We start from the raw sequence: 18,820 nt of genomic DNA on the forward strand, positions 1-18,820 counted from the left end.
AAGATTATTTTTTACGACCAGTAATACGGCACCACTCTTCTTTCTCAACCACCGGGTCGAGCGCGAACAGATCGGCATAGGCTTCGCAAACGCTGTCTGCCTGGCTTGCCAGGATACCAGAAAGCCCCAGCAGACCGCCTTCAACGGGCAGCACGCTGATTAACGGTGCCAGTTCACGCAATGGGCCTGCCAGAATGTTAGCGACCACGACATCGGCTTTCATGGCCTCTGGCTGTGCGTCCGGCAGATAGAGTTCCAGACGGTCGGATACACCATTACGCTCTGCGTTATCGCGGCTGGCCTGAATTGCCTGCGGATCGATATCGATCCCGATGGCTTTCGCCGCACCCAGTTTCAGTGCCGCAATGGCGAGGATCCCGGATCCACAGCCGAAGTCGATCACCGTCTTGCCGTCCAGATCCAGGCCATCCAGCCACTGCAGGCACAGGGACGTTGTTGGGTGAGTGCCGGTACCAAATGCCAGACCTGGATCAAGCATCACGTTGACCGCACTGGCATCGGGAACTTCACGCCAGCTCGGACAGATCCACAGGCGCTTGCCGAACTGCATCGGGTGGAAGTTATCCATCCACTCGCGTTCCCAGTCTTTGTCTTCCAGTTGCTCAATTTTATGCACGAAGCCCACGCCCAGCAGCGGGTGGTTTTCCAGAATGGCGACAACCTCTTTCATATCGGTTTCTGCATCGAACAGGCCAATAACGTCGGTATCGCCCCACAGGCGCGTCTCGCCCGGCAGCGGCTCAAAGACTGGCGTATCATGCGTGTCCTGGAAGGTGATAGAGACCGAACCGGCCTCCATCAGCGCATCGCTCAGCTCTTCGGCGTTAGCACCGGTTGTATTCAGTTTTAGTTGGATCCACGGCATGGCAAAACTCTTTATTTATCAGTAGAAATCATAGCGGGCTGTGGGACGGGTTGACCGAAACGGTTCCCCACCACAAACGCCAGTAAACTTAACAGTAACGCAGGCACAATGGGATGGAAGCCCAGATACTGAATTTTAAACGTTGCGAGGGCGGCATAGAGCACGCCGCCGACAATCATTCCGCTCAGCGCTCCGGCAGCATTTGCGCGCTCCCAGTAGAGGCCAAGCACCAGTGGCCAGAGGAAGACAGCTTCCAGCCCGCCGAAGGCCAGCAGGTTCAGCCAGATAATCATCTCTGGCGGACGCCATGCGGCTAACATCATCAGGATGCCGAGCACTAACGTTGTCCAGGTGGAGATGCGTTTCAGCTTATGCTCATTATGCATTTTAGCCGGACGCGCGCTGAGCCACAGATCTTTGATAATTGTGGCTGAAGCCTGCAACAGATGTGCGTTCACATTGGACATGATTGCCGCCATTGGCGCGGCGAGGAACAGCCCGGCGGCCCACGGTGGAAGAACCTCGACCATCAGCGTTGGGATCACCTGATCCGGCACGCTCAGGTGCGGTAATACAGCACGTCCCAGCGCGCCAGCCAGATGCATCCCCAGCATCAGCAATGCCACGACAATGGTACCAATCACAATGCCACGATGAACGGCTTTGCTGTCTTTATAGGAGATACAGCGTACGGCTGTGTGCGGCAGGCCAATGACACCGAAGCAGACCAGAACCCAGAAGGATGTCATAAAGGCAGGCGTCAGAATATCGTCAGCACCGTGTGGGCTCACCAGTTTAGGGTCAATCTGCTCAAGCGTTTGTACTGCATTGTGTAAACCGCCTGCCGCATAGATCACCCCAACCAGCAGTACCAGGGTACCAATCAGCATGACCATGCCTTGCATCGTGTCGTTTAGCACGCTGGCGCGGAAGCCGCCAAACGCGGTATACAGCGCAATGGTGATCCCGAAGATGAGCAACCCGGTTTCGTACTTAATTCCGGCGGCGGTTTCCAGTAAACGCGCACCACCGATGAACTGGACGGCAATTGCACCCACAAAGGCGACAATCAGGCTGATACTGGCAATCCAGACCACTGCACGGCTCTGGTAACGTGCCTGCAGCATGTCGTTAAGCGTAATGGCGTTGTAGCGGCGGGCGAGAATGGCAAATTTTTTGCCCAGAATCCCCAGCGACAGCCAGATGGTCGGTACCTGAATCATCGCCAACAATACCCAGCCCAGCCCGTACTTGTAAGCGGCACCCGGCCCACCGATAAACGAACTGGCGCTCACATAGGTGGCGGTCAGCGTCATGGCCAGCACGAATCCGCCCATCGAACGGCTGCCGAGGAAATATTCGCTCAGGAACGACCCGGTGCTGCGCTTGCGCATGGCGTAGAAAGAGAGACCAAACACCACAATTAAATAGATAACCAGCACGGTGATGATTTCAGTTTGCATCATTATCCTCCAGCGAAAAATCACGGAAGATAAAGCGCACCATCAGCCAGCTGAGCAGAACAAAAATCAACGGTACCAGCAGACACGCCATTTCAAACCAGTGCGGCAGGCCGGTAATACCAACAGCTGAATCTGGTAAGTAAGCAGTTACTAACCAAGCGGCAAGATAGAGAAGGGTCAGCCACAGCGCCCAGCGCGCTTCTTTATGGGCCTGAACAAAACGCTTGTCCATTTTTTGTCCCTTGTGGATGAAGAAAGCGGGGATTGTACATGATGGGGCTTTGCAATCCCCAGAAATAAAAAAGGCCGGATAATCCGGCCTTTTAGCGTTGCAGCAGTCTTACTTCTCGTACATACCGAGTTTCTTCTCAAGATAGTGGATGTTAGTCCCACCATTCTGGAAGTGCTCATCGCTCATGATGCGCATCTGCAGGTCAATATTGGTTTTGATACCGTCGATGATCAACTCCTGCAGGGCGTTCTTCATGCGGGCAATTGCCACATCACGGTTTTCGCCGTAGCAGATAAGTTTACCGATCATTGAGTCATAGTACGGCGGTACGGTGTAACCGGCGTAGATATGAGACTCCCAACGTACACCAAAGCCACCCGGCGCGTGGAAACGCGTGATTTTACCCGGGCTTGGCAGGAAGGTATTCGGGTCTTCGGCGTTGATACGGCATTCTACCGCATGGCCTTTAACCACAACTTCTTCCTGTTTGATGGACAGAGGCTGACCCGCTGCAATACGCAGCTGTTCCTTGATCAGGTCAACGCCGGTGATCATTTCGGTAACCGGGTGTTCAACCTGAATACGGGTGTTCATCTCAATGAAGTAGAACTCGCCGTTTTCGAACAGGAACTCAAAGGTACCCGCGCCGCGATAGCCGATATCGACACACGCTTTGGAGCAACGCTCGCCGATGTAGCGACGCAGTTCCGGGGTAATGCCCGGTGCTGGTGCTTCTTCGACCACTTTCTGGTGACGACGCTGCATGGAGCAGTCACGTTCTGCCAGATAGATAGCGTTACCCTGACCGTCAGCCAGCACCTGAATTTCGATGTGGCGTGGGTTTTCCAGGTATTTTTCCATGTACACCATGTCATTGCTGAAAGCGGCTTTCGCTTCAGCTTTGGTCATGGAGATGGACTGAGCCAGTTCAGCATCGCTGCGCACAACGCGCATACCGCGACCGCCGCCACCGCCAGACGCTTTGATGATAACCGGGTAGCCAATGCGTTTAGCATGAGCACGGTTAGCATCCATATCGTCGGTCAGAGGGCCGTCAGAGCCGGGTACGGTTGGTACACCGGCTTTCTTCATGGCGGTGATTGCAGACACTTTGTCGCCCATCAGGCGGATAGTGTCAGCTTTCGGGCCGATGAAGATGAAGCCTGAGCGTTCAACCTGCTCAGCAAAGTTGGCGTTCTCAGAGAGGAAGCCATAACCCGGATGGATTGCCACCGCGCCAGTGATTTCAGCGGCGCTGATGATAGCCGGGATATTCAGATAGCTTTTTACGGACGGAGCCGGGCCAATACAGACCGTCTCATCCGCGAGCAATACGTGTTTTAAATCGCGATCCGCGCTTGAGTGCACAGCGACAGTCTTAATACCCAGCTCTTTGCAGGCACGAAGAATACGCAGTGCGATCTCGCCGCGGTTGGCGATAACAATTTTATCCAGCATGTTCGCCTCGTTACTCGATGACGACCAGCGGCTCGTCAAATTCTACCGGCTGACCACTTTCGACCAGAATCGCTTTCACAGTACCTGATTTGTCTGCTTCGATCTGGTTCATCATTTTCATGGCTTCAACGATGCACAGGGTATCGCCTACATTGACTTTCTGACCCACTTCGATGAACGCTTTCGCGTCCGGGCTTGGGGTGCGGTAGAAAGTACCAACCATTGGGGAACGTACGATGTGACCACTGATTTCTGCAGCGGCTGCAGGCGCGGCTTCTGCTGCTGGCGCAACGGCTGCGGAGAGCATAGGCTGCTGCACTGGCGCAGCGTAAGCTTGCTGCATTACCGGGAAGCTAGCGGCTGGCGCTGCACGGCTGATGCGTACAGACTCTTCGCCTTCAGAAATTTCCAGTTCGGAGATACCTGATTCTTCAACCAGCTCGATCAGTTTTTTAATCTTACGAATATCCATGAGTGGGTTCCGTACTCTTGTTTAGTGTGATTGTGACAAACGTTTTACCGCTGTCTGTAAAGCGTATGAATAACCGTCAGCGCCCAGCCCGCAGATAACGCCAGCGGCGATATCCGAAAGGTAGGAATGATGGCGGAACGGCTCTCGGGCGTGCACGTTACTCAGGTGGATCTCGATAAACGGGATACTTACCGCGAGCAGTGCGTCGCGAATAGCAACACTGGTGTGCGTAAACGCGGCCGGATTGATCAGGATATAGTCCACGTTGTCTTTAGCCTGATGAATACGGTCGATGAGTGCGTACTCCGCGTTTGACTGAAAATGGTCCAAATCTACATTCAGTGAGGCTGCTTCCGTGCCAAGACGGTTAACAATTTCACTCAATGTCAGCGTGCCATACTTCTCTGGCTCACGGGTACCGAGCATGTTCAGGTTCGGTCCGTTCAAAACTAAGATCTGGAATTTATCAGCCATTATGCCGCTATCTCCTGTGATTTTCCGGTAAAAAACAAAATATACCTTCAAAGCACGATTGTCATCTTTTCAGAGGCCTAAAACCCCCGTTCGGAAAACCGAAGTCGCACATTATAACGATTTCGTAGCATTTGGCAGCTAAATACTGGTCTTATCAGGGAAGATTATCAACCGCTATCCGAAAAAGATTCGCGGTTGATAAGCAATCTGCGGGAAAACGCACAGTTTCGCGAACTATCGCAACCACTGGCGGAACTTCTTATAACGCCACGCTAAAAGCGCCAGAGCCAGCAGCGCATAGAGGATCGGCTGCGGGGAGAGGATCTTCACCGACCACAGGTAATGGATGGGGGCGAGGATCGCGACAAGATAGACGAAGTTGTGCAGCAGTTGCCAGCGCCTGCCCAGTTTTCGCTGCGCAAACTGCGTTGATGTCAGCGCTAATGCCAGTAAAACCAGCCAGCTGACGATACCTAACGTCAGATAAGGACGCGTCACCAGTTCGCGACCCAGCAGTGCCAGGTTGTTAATCCCTAACTCCAGCAGCGCGTAACTGGTCAGATGCAGCGTGGCCCAGGCAAAGCACCATAGCCCCAAAAGCCGACGGGTTCGTATCAATAATGGCTGCTTAGCGTAGCGCGCTAGCGGTGATACCAGCAAGGTTGCCAGTAAAAATTTCAGAGCCATCCTACCGGTGAAGTGCTGAATATCTTTTGCCGGGTCAGCACTAAAGAGGCCGTGGCTGGTGGCCCAGAATAGCCAGATAAAAGGAAGCAATCCTGCTAAATGTAAGATGACTTTCAGCCAGGTTATCTGCTTTGCGGTTAAACGCACTTAGAAGTTCTCCCGTAAATTCAGTCCACGATAGAGGGAGGCCACTTCATCCGCATAGCCGTTAAACAGCAGCGTGGGCTGACGCGTCACATCCAGCGCGCCGCCCGAGCCGATAAAACGCTCGGTGGCCTGCGACCAGCGTGGGTGATCCACATGCGGGTTGACGTTGGCGAAAAAGCCGTATTCGTCTGGCGCGGCCAGGTTCCAGGTGGTCGGTGGACGTTCGCGGGTCAGCTTAATGCTGACGATGGATTTGATCCCTTTAAAGCCATATTTCCACGGCACGGTTAAGCGGATGGGTGCGCCGTTTTGCGGCGGGAGCGCTTTACCGTAAACACCCACGGTTAGCAGCGTAAGGGGATGCATTGCTTCGTCGAGACGTAATCCCTCTACGTAAGGATACTCAAGCCCGCCCCCGATAAACCTGTCCTTTTGTCCCGGCATCTCGTCCGGGGCGTAGCGCGTCTGGAAGGCGACATATTTCGCGTTGCTGGTGGGTTCAACCAGCGCCAGCAGCTTATGCAGCGGGAAACCTACCCAGGGCACGACCATTGACCATGCCTCCACGCAGCGCATGCGGTAAATACGCTCTTCCAGTGGAAAACGGGTGGTGAGATCGTGATGATCCAGCGTCAGCGGTTTTGCCACTTCGCCATCAATTTTCAGCGTCCACGGATCGGTTTTCATTCCCCCCGCGTTGGCGGCAGGATCGGCCTTATCAAGGCCAAATTCGTAGAAGTTGTTATAGCCGGTGACTTTGTCTTCCGGCGTCAGCGTGAGTGCGTTTTGCCACTGGGCGGGTTTCGTAAAGGTGAGCGGCGCGCCGGAAGGGGCTTTCGGACGATCGTTGCCTTTAAACCAGTCGAGAAGGTCGGCATGCGCTGCAGGGGTAAGCGTCAGGGCGGTGGCGCTAATGCCAAGCATTTTCAGGATCTGGCGGCGCTGTAACATAAAGACAGATTCCGCCGTTACGTCGGCTTCCGTCAGTTTTCGGTTTTTCATGGCATCCTCCGTCATGCGTTTTTCTAAGCATGACGGAGGAGAGGGCTTATCGCGAATATGTCACGAAAATTTGAAGATTAGACAATTTTCACCAGCGCGCGACCGTGGAACTGGTTGTCCATAATCTTACTGGCATACTCAGGAGCCTGGCTGAGGGTGATTTCGGTTGCACTTTGGGCATAGAACGATTCCGGCAGGTCATGCACCAGACGCTCCCAGGCCTCTGCACGGCGCACCGCTGGCGTCATGACGGAGTCCACCCCCTGCAGACGCACATTACGCAGAATAAATGGCATCACTGTCGTTGGCAGGGCAAATCCTCCCGCCAGACCGCAGGCCGCTACGCAACCGCCATAGTTCATCTGCGCCAGCACCTTCGCAAGGACTTTATCGCCAACGGTATCTACCGCACCTGCCCAGATCTGTTTCTCCAGCGGACGGGTTTCGGCAAACTCTTCGCGGCCGAGGATGCGGCTTGCGCCGAGCTGACGCAGATAGTCATGCGTGCTTTCGCGGCCAGATACCGCAGCAACCTGATACCCAAGTTTATGCAGCAGCGCTACCGCAGTGCTGCCGACACCCCCGCTGGCACCGGTCACCACAATCTCACCGGACTCAGGACGGATACCGGCATCTTCCAGCGCCATCACGCACAACATGGCGGTAAAGCCTGCAGTGCCGATGATCATCGCTTTGCGGCCATCCAGACCTTTCGGCATCGGCACCAGCCAGTCGCCCTTAACACACGCCTGCGTTGCCAGACCACCCCAGTGATTCTCGCCTACGCCCCAACCGGTGAGCAGCACCTGTTGCCCTGCATGGAAGCGGGGATCTTCGCTTGTATGCACGCGGCCCGCAAAATCGATGCCTGGCACCATCGGGAAATTGCGGATGATTTTACCTTTGCCTGTGATGGCCAGGGCATCTTTATAGTTCAGACTGGACCAGTCGATGTCGACGGTTACTTCACCTTCCGGCAGGCGGCTCTCCTCAACGGTTTGCACCGAGGCAAGGGTTTTGCCGTCCTGTTGTTCTAAGATCAAAGCCTGCATACAGGATCCTCGTTACTATGGTGACAGGAAAATAATTTCTGAGACTATACTCGCTCATTGAAATGCAATGCCGATGTAACGCAATAAATTGCCAGATACATTTGGTTTGATAGTATGTCGCATCTGAAATGCAAGTTAGTACTTACTCGCTACCACATCAACCCACGGAGTAATCTCAAGGATGCGATTAACGACGAAATTCTCAGCTTTTATCACGCTGCTAACGGGGCTTACCATTTTTGTCACCCTGATTGGCTGCTCCCTGAGCTTTTATAACGCAATTCAGGACAAGCTGGTTGATCGGGTTCAGTCGGTTGCATCGGTTATTGATACTCGCCTGATCACTACCTCATTCCCGGCGCTGTCGCTTGAGTTGGATGAGTTGATGGTGCCTGTTGATATTGTCCAGGTCGACATCACACAGGGAAAGCTGACGGTTTTCAGCCATGCCCGACAGGGAAGCTATCGTCCAGCCGGTACCGTAAGTCAGTATCGGGAAGTAACGGTACATTCGCTTAAACATCCTGGCATGGCTATCCGTATGGTCTATCTGGACCCGATGGCTAATTACTTCCATTCATTAATGACCACCGCACCGCTGACGCTCTCTGTGGCCTTTATTGTGCTGCTGATTTTCCTCGCGGTTCGCTGGCTGCGTCGTCAGCTCTCCGGCCAGGAGTTACTGGAGACCCGTTCAGTGCGGATACTGAACGGTGAACGCGGCCCGCAGGTGCGCGGCTCGGTCTATGAATGGCCGTCACACACCAGCAGTGCGCTGGATGTACTGCTTTCCGAAATCCAGTTTGCCAGCGATCAGCGTAGCCGGATGGATACGCTGATCCGATCCTATGCTGCGCAGGATAATAAAACGGGTCTGAACAACCGCCTGTTCTTTGATAACCAGCTGGCTACATTGCTGGACGATCCGGAAAAAGTGGGGACACACGGGGTGGTCATGATGATCCGTCTGCCCGATTTCGATCTGCTTCGCGATACCTGGGGAAGGAATGTGGCGGAAGAAAATCTCTTTACGCTTATCAACCTGCTCTCCACTTTTATTATGCGCTACCCTGGGTCGCTGCTGGCTCGTTATCACCGCAGCGACTTTGCCGTACTGTTACCTCACCGAACGCTGAAGGAGTCGGAAAGCATTGCCAGCCAACTGCTGAAGGCCGTGGATGCGCTGCCACAGAGCAAAATGCTCGACAGAGACGACATGGTGCATATAGGGATTTGTGCCTGGCGCGGGGGGCAGTCGACAGAACAGGTGATGGAACATGCAGAAGCGGCAACCCGCAACGCCGTGTTGCAGGGGGCGAATGGCTGGGCGGTTTATGACGACTCGCTACCGGAAAAAGGGCGCGGTAATGTGCGCTGGCGAACGCTGATTGAGCAAATGCTGAGTCGCGGTGGGCCACGTATCTACCAAAAACCGGCGGTCATGAAAAACGGCAATGTCCATCACCGCGAATTACTGTGTCGTATATTTGACGGTACGGAAGAGGTTATCTCTGCGGAATACCTGCCCATAGTGCTGCAATTTGGTCTTTCCGAAGAATATGACCGCCAGCAAATTACCCGGCTGATTCCGTTTTTGTCATTCTGGCCTGAAGAGACCCTTGCGCTACAGGTTACCGTGGAGTCGTTAATTCGCCCGCGTTTTCAACGCTGGTTGCGCGATACATTAATGCAATGCGAAAAATCGCAACGCAAACACATTATTTTTGAACTTGCAGAGGCAGATGTAGGTCAACACATCAGCCGGTTACGCCCGGTGGTACGTTTGATCAATGCACTCGGTGCGCGTGTGGCAGTCACGCAGGCGGGTCTGACGCTGGTCAGCACCAACTGGATCAAGGAGCTGGATGTTGAATTATTGAAACTGCATCCAGGGCTGGTAAGGAATATCGAAAAGCGTACAGAAAACCAGCTGCTGGTGCAGAGCCTGGTGGAAGCGTGCAAAGGAACGCAAACGCAGGTATTTGCCACGGGTGTGCGTTCGAGAAGCGAATGGCAGATGTTGACAGAGCGCGGTGTGACGGGAGGTCAGGGGGATTTTTTTGCTACCTCTCAGCCGCTTGACACCAATGTGAAAAAATATTTGCAAAGATACTCTGTTTGACCTGCCGTTTAATTTGTTTTCACGTAGAATATCGCGCCTGTAGCTTTGAGTATGACGAGCAAAAAGCCAGTGAACGACCTTAAAGAGTTACAAATGAAAGTGAGGGACGCACTGTTTACTCAGCCCTGAGGGACTCAGGGGATTAATTTGTAACAAAGGAAACGTACTGCACTAATTTTCACCGTAGCAGATGATTTTTGCGCCTTGTCGCTGCTGCGTGTGGTTGGTAAAGTAAGCGGATTTTGTTTTCCGCCCCAGCTTTCAGGATTATCCCTTAGTATGTTGAAAAAATTTCGTGGCATGTTTTCCAATGACCTGTCCATTGACCTGGGTACCGCGAATACCCTTATCTATGTAAAAGGACAAGGCATCGTATTGAATGAGCCTTCCGTTGTGGCCATTCGTCAGGATCGTGCAGGCTCGCCAAAAAGCGTGGCCGCAGTGGGTCATGACGCGAAGCAGATGCTGGGCCGTACCCCAGGCAACATCGCCGCAATCCGCCCAATGAAAGACGGCGTTATCGCTGACTTCTTCGTGACTGAAAAAATGCTTCAGCACTTCATCAAGCAGGTTCACAGCAACAGCTTCATGCGTCCAAGCCCGCGTGTTCTGGTGTGTGTGCCGGTTGGCGCAACACAGGTAGAACGTCGCGCAATCCGTGAATCCGCTCAGGGTGCGGGTGCGCGTGAAGTGTTCCTGATTGAAGAGCCAATGGCTGCAGCCATTGGTGCGGGTCTGCCCGTCTCTGAAGCGACCGGTTCTATGGTGGTTGATATCGGTGGTGGTACCACTGAAGTGGCCGTTATCTCCCTGAACGGTGTGGTGTACTCCTCTTCCGTGCGTATCGGTGGTGACCGTTTCGACGAAGCCATTATTAATTATGTTCGCCGTAACTACGGCTCTCTGATCGGTGAAGCCACCGCAGAGCGTATCAAGCATGAAATCGGTTCTGCTTATCCTGGCGATGAAGTTCGTGAAATCGAAGTTCGTGGCCGTAACCTGGCTGAAGGTGTTCCACGCGGCTTCACTCTGAACTCCAACGAAATCCTGGAAGCGCTGCAAGAGCCGCTGACCGGTATCGTGAGCGCGGTGATGGTTGCCCTGGAACAGTGCCCACCAGAACTGGCGTCCGATATCTCCGAGCGCGGTATGGTGCTGACCGGTGGTGGTGCGCTGCTGCGTAACCTCGACCGCCTGTTAATGGAAGAGACAGGTATTCCTGTCGTAGTTGCAGAAGATCCACTGACTTGCGTCGCCCGCGGTGGTGGCAAGGCGCTGGAAATGATCGACATGCACGGCGGCGACTTGTTCAGCGAAGAGTAGTCATTGTGAAAGGGTAGCGCATCGCTACCCTTTCTCTCTGACGCGAGAATACGCATAGCCTATGAAGCCAATTTTTAGCCGTGGCCCATCGCTACAGTTTCGCCTCATCCTGGCGGTTCTGGTTGCGCTTGGGGTCATTATTGCCGATAGCCGCCTCGGTACGTTCAGCCAGATCAGAACGTACATGGATACCGCCGTCAGTCCTTTCTACTTTGTATCAAATGGTCCCCGTGAATTACTCGACTCCGTTTCTCAAACGCTGTCTTCGCGTGACCAACTCGAACTCGAAAACCGGGCATTACGCCAGGAACTGCTGCTGAAAAACAGCGAGCTGCTGATGCTGGGGCAATACAAGCAGGAAAACGCGCGTCTGCGTGAACTGCTTGGCTCACCGCTGCGTCAGGATGAGCAGAAAATGGTTACGCAGGTGATCTCCACCGTCAACGATCCTTACAGCGATCAGGTGGTGATCGACAAGGGTAGCGCCAACGGTGTGTATGAAGGTCAGCCTGTTATCAGTGATAAAGGCGTTGTGGGCCAGGTGGTTGCTGTTGCCAAACTAACCAGCCGCGTTCTGCTGATTTGTGATGCCACGCATGCGTTACCGATTCAGGTGCTGCGCAACGACATCCGCGTCATTGCGGCCGGTAACGGCTGTACGGACGATCTGCAGCTGGAACACCTGCCTGCCAACACGGATATCCGTGTGGGTGACGTACTGGTGACCTCCGGTCTGGGTGGTCGTTTCCCTGAAGGGTATCCGGTTGCGGTTGTCTCTTCCGTGAAGCTTGATACACAGCGTGCTTACACCGTGATTCAGGCGCGTCCAACGGCGGGTTTACAGCGTCTGCGCTACCTGCTGCTGCTGTGGGGTGCCGATCGTAACGGGACTAACCCAATGACGCCGGAAGATGTGCATCGTGTAGCGAATGAGCGCCTGATGCAGATGATGCCGCAGGTTCTCCCTCCGGTAGACTCAATGGGGCCTCCAGCACCAGTACCTGCACCTGCGACGGGGTTAACGCAGCCGCCTCTGGATGCGCCGCCACCACCGCAACTCCCTGTGGGAGGGCAGTAGTGGCAAGTTATCGTAGCCAGGGACGCTGGGTTATCTGGCTCTCGTTTCTCATTGCGTTGTTACTGCAAATCATGCCCTGGCCGGACAACATTCTCGTTTTCCGGCCAAACTGGGTTTTGCTCATTTTGCTCTACTGGATCCTTGCCCTGCCGCACCGGGTAAATGTCGGCACGGGTTTTGTGATGGGTGCCATACTGGATCTCATTAGTGGCTCGACGCTGGGCGTACGTGCCTTATCCATGAGCATTATTGCGTATCTCGTCGCACTCAAATTCCAGCTCTTTCGTAACCTCGCGCTCTGGCAACAGGCTCTGGTGGTGATGTTGTTATCGCTTGCTGCGGATATCGTTGTTTTCTGGGCAGAGTTTTTAGTGATAAACGTCTCTTTCCGACCGGAAGTGTTCTGGAGTAGTGTAGTAAACGGTGTGCTCTGGCCGTGGCTGTTTTTGCTGATGCGTAAAATTCGCCAGCAGTTTGCTGTGCAGTAAAAGGTTGCTATGACGTCTATATATCTTGCCTCTGGTTCTCCGCGCCGCCAGGAACTGCTCACTCAACTGGGGGTTTCCTTTGAGCGCATCGTGACTGGCATCGAAGAAAAACGTGCTGAGGGCGAAAGTGCTCAGCAGTACGTTTCTCGTCTGGCACGAGAGAAAGCGCAGGCCGGTGTAGCACAAACACCGCGTGACTTACCGGTCCTGGGGGCAGATACCATCGTTATCCTTAACGGTGAGGTGCTTGAGAAACCGCACGATGCAGAGCATGCGGCGCGCATGCTACGCAAAATGTCCGGGCAAACGCATCAGGTGATGACGGCCGTGGCGCTGGCGGACAGCCAGAACGTGCTGGATTGCCTGGTGGTGACGGACGTCACGTTCAGAGTGCTTACCGACGACGAGATCGCCGCTTATATTGCCAGCGGTGAACCTATGGATAAAGCAGGTGCATACGGTATTCAAGGGCTGGGTGGCTGTTTTGTCAGGAAGATTAATGGCAGCTATCACGCCGTAGTCGGCTTACCGCTGGTGGAAACGTATGAGTTGCTGAGCAATTTTAACTCACTGCGTGAGGGAAGGGATGATTATGACGGCTGAATTGTTGGTAAACGTAACGCCATCGGAAACCCGTGTGGCCTACATTGATGGTGGCATTCTTCAGGAAATTCATATTGAGCGTGAAGCGCGGCGCGGAATAGTAGGCAATATCTACAAAGGTCGTGTCAGTCGTGTACTGCCGGGGATGCAGGCGGCTTTTGTAGATATTGGACTGGATAAGGCGGCATTTTTACATGCCTCCGACATCATGCCGCACACCGAGTGCGTGGCTGGCGAAGAGCAAAAGCAGTTCGCCGTGCGCGACATCTCCGAGCTGGTACGTCAGGGCCAGGATCTGATGGTGCAGGTGGTGAAAGATCCCCTCGGTACCAAAGGTGCCCGTCTGACTACTGACATCACGTTACCTTCCCGTTATCTGGTCTTTATGCCTGGCGCATCGCACGTGGGTGTTTCCCAGCGTATTGAGAGTGAAAGCGAGCGCGAGCGCCTGAAGAAAGTGGTCAGCGCTTACTGCGATGAACAGGGCGGGTTCATCATCCGCACTGCAGCGGAAGGGATCAGCGAAGAAGACCTGGCGTCCGATGCCGCCTATCTGAAGCGCGTCTGGACGAAAGTGATGGAGCGTAAAAAACGCAACCAGACCCGCTATCAGCTGTACGGTGAGCTGGCGCTTGCTCAGCGCGTCCTGCGTGATTTTGCCGATGCACAGCTCGACAGAATTCGCGTGGACTCCCGCCTGACGTATGAAGCGCTGCTGGAATTCACCGCAGAGTACATTCCGGAAATGCCAGGCCTGCTGGAGCATTACTCTGGCCGTCAGCCGATTTTCGATCTCTATGATGTCGAAAATGAGATCCAGCGTGCGCTGGAGCGCAAGGTTGAGCTGAAGTCTGGCGGTTATCTGATTATCGATCAGACCGAGGCGATGACCACCGTGGATATCAACACCGGGGCATTTGTTGGCCATCGCAACCTGGATGACACCATTTTCAATACCAATATTGAAGCGACGCAGGCCATTGCGCGCCAGCTTCGTTTGCGTAATCTGGGCGGCATTATCATCATCGACTTTATCGATATGAATAATGAAGACCACCGTCGCCGTGTGCTGCATTCGCTGGAGCAAGCGCTGAGTAAAGATCGCGTAAAAACCAGTATCAATGGCTTCTCGCAGCTGGGTCTGGTGGAAATGACGCGTAAGCGCACCCGCGAAAGTGTGGAGCATGTGCTGTGTAATGAATGCCCGACCTGTCACGGCCGTGGCACGGTAAAGACGGTGGAGACCGTTTGTTACGAAATCATGCGTGAAATCGTCCGCGTTCATCACGCCTACGACTCAGACCGTTTTCTGGTCTATGCTTCCCCTGCGGTGGCCGAGGCGCTGAAAGGCGAAGAGTCACACGCGCTGGCGGAAGTGGAAATCTTTGTCGGCAAGCAGGTAAAAGTGCAAATCGAGCCACTCTATAACCAGGAACAGTTTGACGTGGTGATGATGTAAAACGCAGTGCGCTGCGAGATCAAAGGCTGACAAGGAGAGATGCGTGAGGCGATTGCCGGGGATTTTACTGCTTACAGGGGCAACGCTTGTCGTGATTGTCGCGTTGCTCGTGAGCGGGCTGCGCCTCGTTTTGCCGCATCTGAACAGCTGGCGTCCGCAGGTGCTGGCGAAAATCGAATCGTCCACTGGTATACCGGTGGACGTGAGCCAGGTCAGTGCGAACTGGCAGAACTTTGGCCCGACGCTTGATGTCCGGGATATCAATGCCAGCCTGAAAGACGGTGGCTACCTGAAAATCAAACGCGTGACCCTGGCGCTGGATGTCTGGCAAAGTTTGCTGCATCTGCGCTGGCAGTTTCGCGATCTCACCTTTTATCAACTCCAGTTACTGACCAATACGCCGCTGAGCAGTGGCGACAGCGATCAGGGCCTTGAAACCAACCACATCAGCGATCTCTTCCTGCGTCAGTTCGATCATTTCGATCTGCGCGACAGCGAAGTGAGCTTTATTACCCTTTCGGGCCAGCGTGCTGAGCTGACGATCCCACAGCTGACCTGGCTCAACGGCAAAGATCGCCACCGTGCTGAAGGGCAGCTCAATCTCTCCAGTCTGAATGGTCAACATGGTGTCATGCAGGTGCGTATGGATCTGCGTGACGACAACGGTTTGCTGAACAACGGCAAGGTGTGGCTGCAGGCCGACGACGTAGATGTAAAGCCGTGGCTGGGAGACTGGTTACAGCAAAACATGCAGCTGGAAACGGCTCGCTTTAGCCTTGAAGGCTGGATGACCCTGACGAAAGGGGCGTTTGCCAGTGGTGATATCTGGCTAAAGCAGGGAGGGGCGAGCTGGAAAGGTGAAAACCAACAGCATCAGCTTTCCGTAGATAACCTCACCGCACACGTCACGCAGGAGAAAGGGGGCTGGCAGTTCGCTATCCCGGACACGCGTATCACGATGGACAGCAAGCCCTGGCCGCGCGGTGCGCTGACGCTGGCCTGGATGCCGGAACAGGATGTTGGCGGCGCGAACAGTAAACGCAGCGATGAGCTGCGCATCCGTGCCAGCAACCTGGATCTGGCGGCGGTAGAAGGGCTTCGCTCAATGGCAACAAAGCTCTCTCCGGATCTGGGGGCTATCTGGCTGGCGACACAGCCGAGCGGGAAAATAGACACCCTGGCGCTGGATATCCCGTTACAGGCAACGGAGAAAACCCGTTTTCAGTCCACGTGGAAAGATCTGGCCTGGAAGCAGTGGAAATTACTGCCGGGAGCAGAGCACTTTAGCGGCAAGCTGGAAGGGAGCGTTGAGAACGGCAGGCTGACGGCCGATATGCATGACGCCAAAATGCCTTACGAAACGGTTTTCCGCGCCCCGCTGGAAATTGAAAAAGGTAGCGCTATTCTCAACTGGCAGAATAATGATAAAGGTTTTCAGCTGGATGGCCGCCATATTGATGTGAAAGCCAAAGGCGTACACGCGCGTGGTGATTTCCGCTATCTTCAGCCAACAGGTGAAGAGCCGTGGCTGGGTATTCTGGCGGGGATCAGTACGAACGACGGTTCACAGGCCTGGCGTTACTTCCCGGAAAACCTGATGGGTAAAGCGCTGGTGGATTACCTGAGTGGCGCGATCCAGGGGGGACAGGCGGATAACGCCACGCTGGTCTACGGCGGCAACCCGCATCTGTTCCCGTACAAACATAACGAAGGTCAGTTCCAGGTGCTGGTGCCTTTGCACAAGGCGACCTTTGCCTTCCAGCCGGACTGGCCTGCGCTTAAAAACCTCGATATTGAACTCAACTTTCTCAATGACGGGTTGTGGATGAAGTCGGACAACGTTGCGCTGGGCGGCGTGACGGCCAGCAATCTGACGGCAAATATCCCGGATTACTCAAAAGAGAAACTGCTCATTGATGCCGATATCAACGGCCCGGGTAAAGCGGTTGGCCCTTACTTTGAGGAGACTCCGCTAAAAGAGTCGCTGGGTGCCACGCTTCAACAGCTGCAGCTTGATGGCGATGTGAATGCTCGCTTACATCTCGATATCCCGCTGGATGGCAAGATGACCACGGCGAAAGGCGACGTCCGTCTCAATAACAACAGCCTGTATATCAAACCGCTTGAAAGTACCCTGAAAAACCTTAGCGGACAGTTCAGCTTTGTGAACGGTAACCTGAAAAGTGAGCCGCTTAAAGCCACCTGGTTTAACCAGCCGATCAATATTGATTTTTCGACCACTGAGGGTGAAAAAGCCTATCAGGTGGCCATCAACATGGATGCTCACTGGCAGCCGTCGCGTATGGATGTACTGCCACAAGCGATAGGTGAATCGCTTGATGGTGCGGCCTCCTGGAATGGCAAAGTGGCGATTGATCTGCCTTATCACGCTGGTGCGCATTATAAAGTCGACATCACGGGCGATCTGAAAAACCTGAGTAGCCAGTTACCTGTACCGCTGGATAAAAAAGCCGGACAGTCGTTACCGGTGAAGCTTAACGTTGATGGCAACCTGAACAGCTTCGAACTGACCGGCAGCGCGGGGGGGGCAAACCACTTCAACAGCCGCTGGCTACTTAACCGGAAACTCACGCTCGACAGAGCCATCTGGACGACGGACAGCCGAAGCACACCGCCATTGCCAGAACAGACGGGTGTTGAGCTGAATCTCCCACCGATGGATGGCGCACAATGGCTGGCACTGTTCCGGCAAGGGGTTGGGCAAAACGTGGGTGATTCCGCCCAGTTCCCACAGGCCATCACTATACGCACCCCTTCACTGACGCTGGGTGGGCAGCAGTGGAATAACCTGAGCATTGTCTCCAGGCCGACGGATAACGGCTCGAAAGTGGAGGCACAAGGCAGGGAAATTAACGCCACGCTGGCGATGCGTAAGAACGCGCCGTGGCAGGCGGCGATCCGCTATCTCTACTACAACCCGGCTACTGAGAACGGTAAAGACCCACTGGCAAATACGTCGCCTCTGAGTAACACGTCCCGCGTGGATTTCAGCGGCTGGCCCGATGTGCAATTGCGCTGTGCCGAGTGCTGGCTATGGGGGCAAAAGTATGGCCGTATCGACGGGGATTTTGCCGTCCGGGGCAATACCATGAGCCTCTCCGGTGGGCTGGTGGATACCGGCTTTGGCCGTCTGACGGCCGAGGGCGAATGGGTGAATACTCCGGGCGAACAGCGTACCTCACTGAAAGGTAACATTAAAGGCAACAAGCTGGATGCGGCGACGGGTTTCTTTGGTGTCAGTACCCCGCTTCGCGGTTCGTCATTCGATATGGATTACGACCTGCACTGGCGTGCGGCACCGTGGAAGCCTGACGAAGCTTCGCTTAACGGTATCCTGAAAACCCACATCGGTAAGGGCGAAATTGCTGACGTAAGTACCGGTCATGCCGGACAGATCCTGCGTCTGCTGAGCTTTGATGCGTTGTTGCGTAAGCTGCGTTTTGACTTTAGCGATACCTTCAGCGAAGGCTTTTATTATGACTCCATCCGCAGTACGGCGTGGATCAAGGACGGCGTGCTGCACACAGACGACACCCTGGTGGATGGCCTGGAAGCGGATATCGCGATGAAAGGGTCGGTGGATCTCGTGCGTCGCGAGCTGGATATGGAAGCTGTGGTGGCACCGGAAATTTCCGCCACCGTGGGTGTTGCGACGGCCTTTGTGGTGAACCCGATAATCGGGGCGGCAGTGTTCGCCGCCAGCAAGGTGCTGGGGCCGCTGTGGAGCAAAGTGTCTATTCTGCGCTACCGCATTACGGGGCCAGTGGATAAACCGCAGATTAATGAAGTGCTGCGCCAGCCGCGCAAAGATGCACAGCAATGATTTGACGTGGGCAGGTAATTGCCTCACTCT

Annotated in this window: 16 protein-coding genes; 7 read left to right on the plus strand and 9 right to left on the minus strand. The window is 54.4% G+C overall.

Annotated elements, in window-relative coordinates; all coding sequences use genetic code 11:
* Positions 1–4 precede the first annotated feature (4 nt).
* The 9 genes from prmA to ACJ9N4_RS18400 form a co-directional block, all read right to left on the minus strand.
* Positions 5–886, minus strand: a complete 882-nt coding sequence (gene prmA, locus ACJ9N4_RS18360) for a 50S ribosomal protein L11 methyltransferase (protein ID WP_182272836.1) — start codon at positions 884–886, stop codon at positions 5–7.
* 11 nt (positions 887–897) lie between these two features.
* On the minus strand, positions 898–2,349 hold the full coding sequence (panF, locus tag ACJ9N4_RS18365; protein WP_182920074.1) for a sodium/pantothenate symporter: 1,452 nt from the start codon (positions 2,347–2,349) through the stop codon (positions 898–900).
* Positions 2,339–2,581, minus strand: a complete 243-nt coding sequence (locus ACJ9N4_RS18370; protein WP_182272835.1) for a YhdT family protein — start codon at positions 2,579–2,581, stop codon at positions 2,339–2,341. Before ACJ9N4_RS18370 ends, panF begins: the two co-directional genes overlap by 11 nt.
* Positions 2,582–2,689: 108 nt before the next feature.
* Entirely contained in the window at positions 2,690–4,039 is a 1,350-nt protein-coding gene (accC, locus tag ACJ9N4_RS18375; protein ID WP_182272834.1) for an acetyl-CoA carboxylase biotin carboxylase subunit, read from the minus strand.
* Positions 4,040–4,049: 10 nt separating this feature from the next.
* The gene (accB, locus tag ACJ9N4_RS18380) at positions 4,050–4,511 is read right to left on the minus strand and encodes an acetyl-CoA carboxylase biotin carboxyl carrier protein (RefSeq protein WP_182919032.1); all 462 of its coding nucleotides are present in this window, start codon (positions 4,509–4,511) and stop codon (positions 4,050–4,052) included.
* Positions 4,512–4,532: 21 nt separating this feature from the next.
* A complete protein-coding gene (gene aroQ, locus ACJ9N4_RS18385) occupies positions 4,533–4,985 on the minus strand; it encodes a type II 3-dehydroquinate dehydratase (protein ID WP_025756653.1) in 453 nt (150 codons plus the stop codon).
* A gap of 234 nt (positions 4,986–5,219) precedes the next feature.
* Entirely contained in the window at positions 5,220–5,819 is a 600-nt protein-coding gene (msrQ, locus tag ACJ9N4_RS18390) for a protein-methionine-sulfoxide reductase heme-binding subunit MsrQ (protein ID WP_182272832.1), read from the minus strand.
* Positions 5,820–6,821 (minus strand): protein-methionine-sulfoxide reductase catalytic subunit MsrP, encoded by a 1,002-nt coding sequence (gene msrP, locus ACJ9N4_RS18395; protein WP_395121899.1) that lies wholly within the window; start codon positions 6,819–6,821, stop codon positions 5,820–5,822.
* A 77-nt stretch (positions 6,822–6,898) separates the two neighbouring features.
* Positions 6,899–7,873 (minus strand): MDR family oxidoreductase, encoded by a 975-nt coding sequence (locus tag ACJ9N4_RS18400; RefSeq protein ID WP_182919030.1) that lies wholly within the window; start codon positions 7,871–7,873, stop codon positions 6,899–6,901.
* 181 nt (positions 7,874–8,054) lie between these two features.
* On the opposite strand from ACJ9N4_RS18400, the gene csrD reads away from it, so the two are divergent.
* From csrD to yhdP, 7 genes are all read left to right on the plus strand, one after another.
* Entirely contained in the window at positions 8,055–9,995 is a 1,941-nt protein-coding gene (gene csrD, locus ACJ9N4_RS18405) for an RNase E specificity factor CsrD (protein ID WP_182919029.1), read from the plus strand.
* A 279-nt stretch (positions 9,996–10,274) separates the two neighbouring features.
* Positions 10,275–11,318 carry a rod shape-determining protein MreB gene (gene mreB, locus ACJ9N4_RS18410; protein WP_000913396.1) on the plus strand — a complete coding sequence of 348 codons (1,044 nt, stop codon included), beginning with the start codon at positions 10,275–10,277 and terminating at the stop codon, positions 11,316–11,318.
* 61 nt (positions 11,319–11,379) lie between these two features.
* Positions 11,380–12,396 (plus strand): rod shape-determining protein MreC, encoded by a 1,017-nt coding sequence (gene mreC, locus ACJ9N4_RS18415; RefSeq protein ID WP_182272828.1) that lies wholly within the window; start codon positions 11,380–11,382, stop codon positions 12,394–12,396.
* Positions 12,396–12,884: a rod shape-determining protein MreD gene (mreD, locus tag ACJ9N4_RS18420; RefSeq protein ID WP_182272827.1), complete on the plus strand. Its 489-nt coding sequence runs from the start codon at positions 12,396–12,398 to the stop codon at positions 12,882–12,884. The genes mreC and mreD overlap by 1 nt, the downstream gene beginning before the upstream one ends.
* Positions 12,885–12,893: 9 nt before the next feature.
* Positions 12,894–13,487, plus strand: coding sequence for a Maf family protein (locus ACJ9N4_RS18425; RefSeq protein ID WP_182272826.1), 594 nt, complete (start codon positions 12,894–12,896; stop codon positions 13,485–13,487).
* Positions 13,477–14,946 carry a ribonuclease G gene (rng, locus tag ACJ9N4_RS18430; protein WP_112013115.1) on the plus strand — a complete coding sequence of 490 codons (1,470 nt, stop codon included), beginning with the start codon at positions 13,477–13,479 and terminating at the stop codon, positions 14,944–14,946. Before ACJ9N4_RS18425 ends, rng begins: the two co-directional genes overlap by 11 nt.
* 43 nt (positions 14,947–14,989) lie before the next feature.
* Complete coding sequence (gene yhdP, locus ACJ9N4_RS18435; RefSeq protein WP_411500701.1) at positions 14,990–18,790, plus strand: AsmA2 domain-containing protein YhdP; 3,801 nt, start codon at positions 14,990–14,992, stop codon at positions 18,788–18,790.
* The last annotated feature ends 30 nt before the right edge of the window (positions 18,791–18,820 follow it).

The sequence above is a fragment of the Enterobacter sp. LM3 genome, assembly GCF_046622475.1.
Lineage (GTDB): Bacteria > Pseudomonadota > Gammaproteobacteria > Enterobacterales > Enterobacteriaceae > Enterobacter > Enterobacter cloacae_P.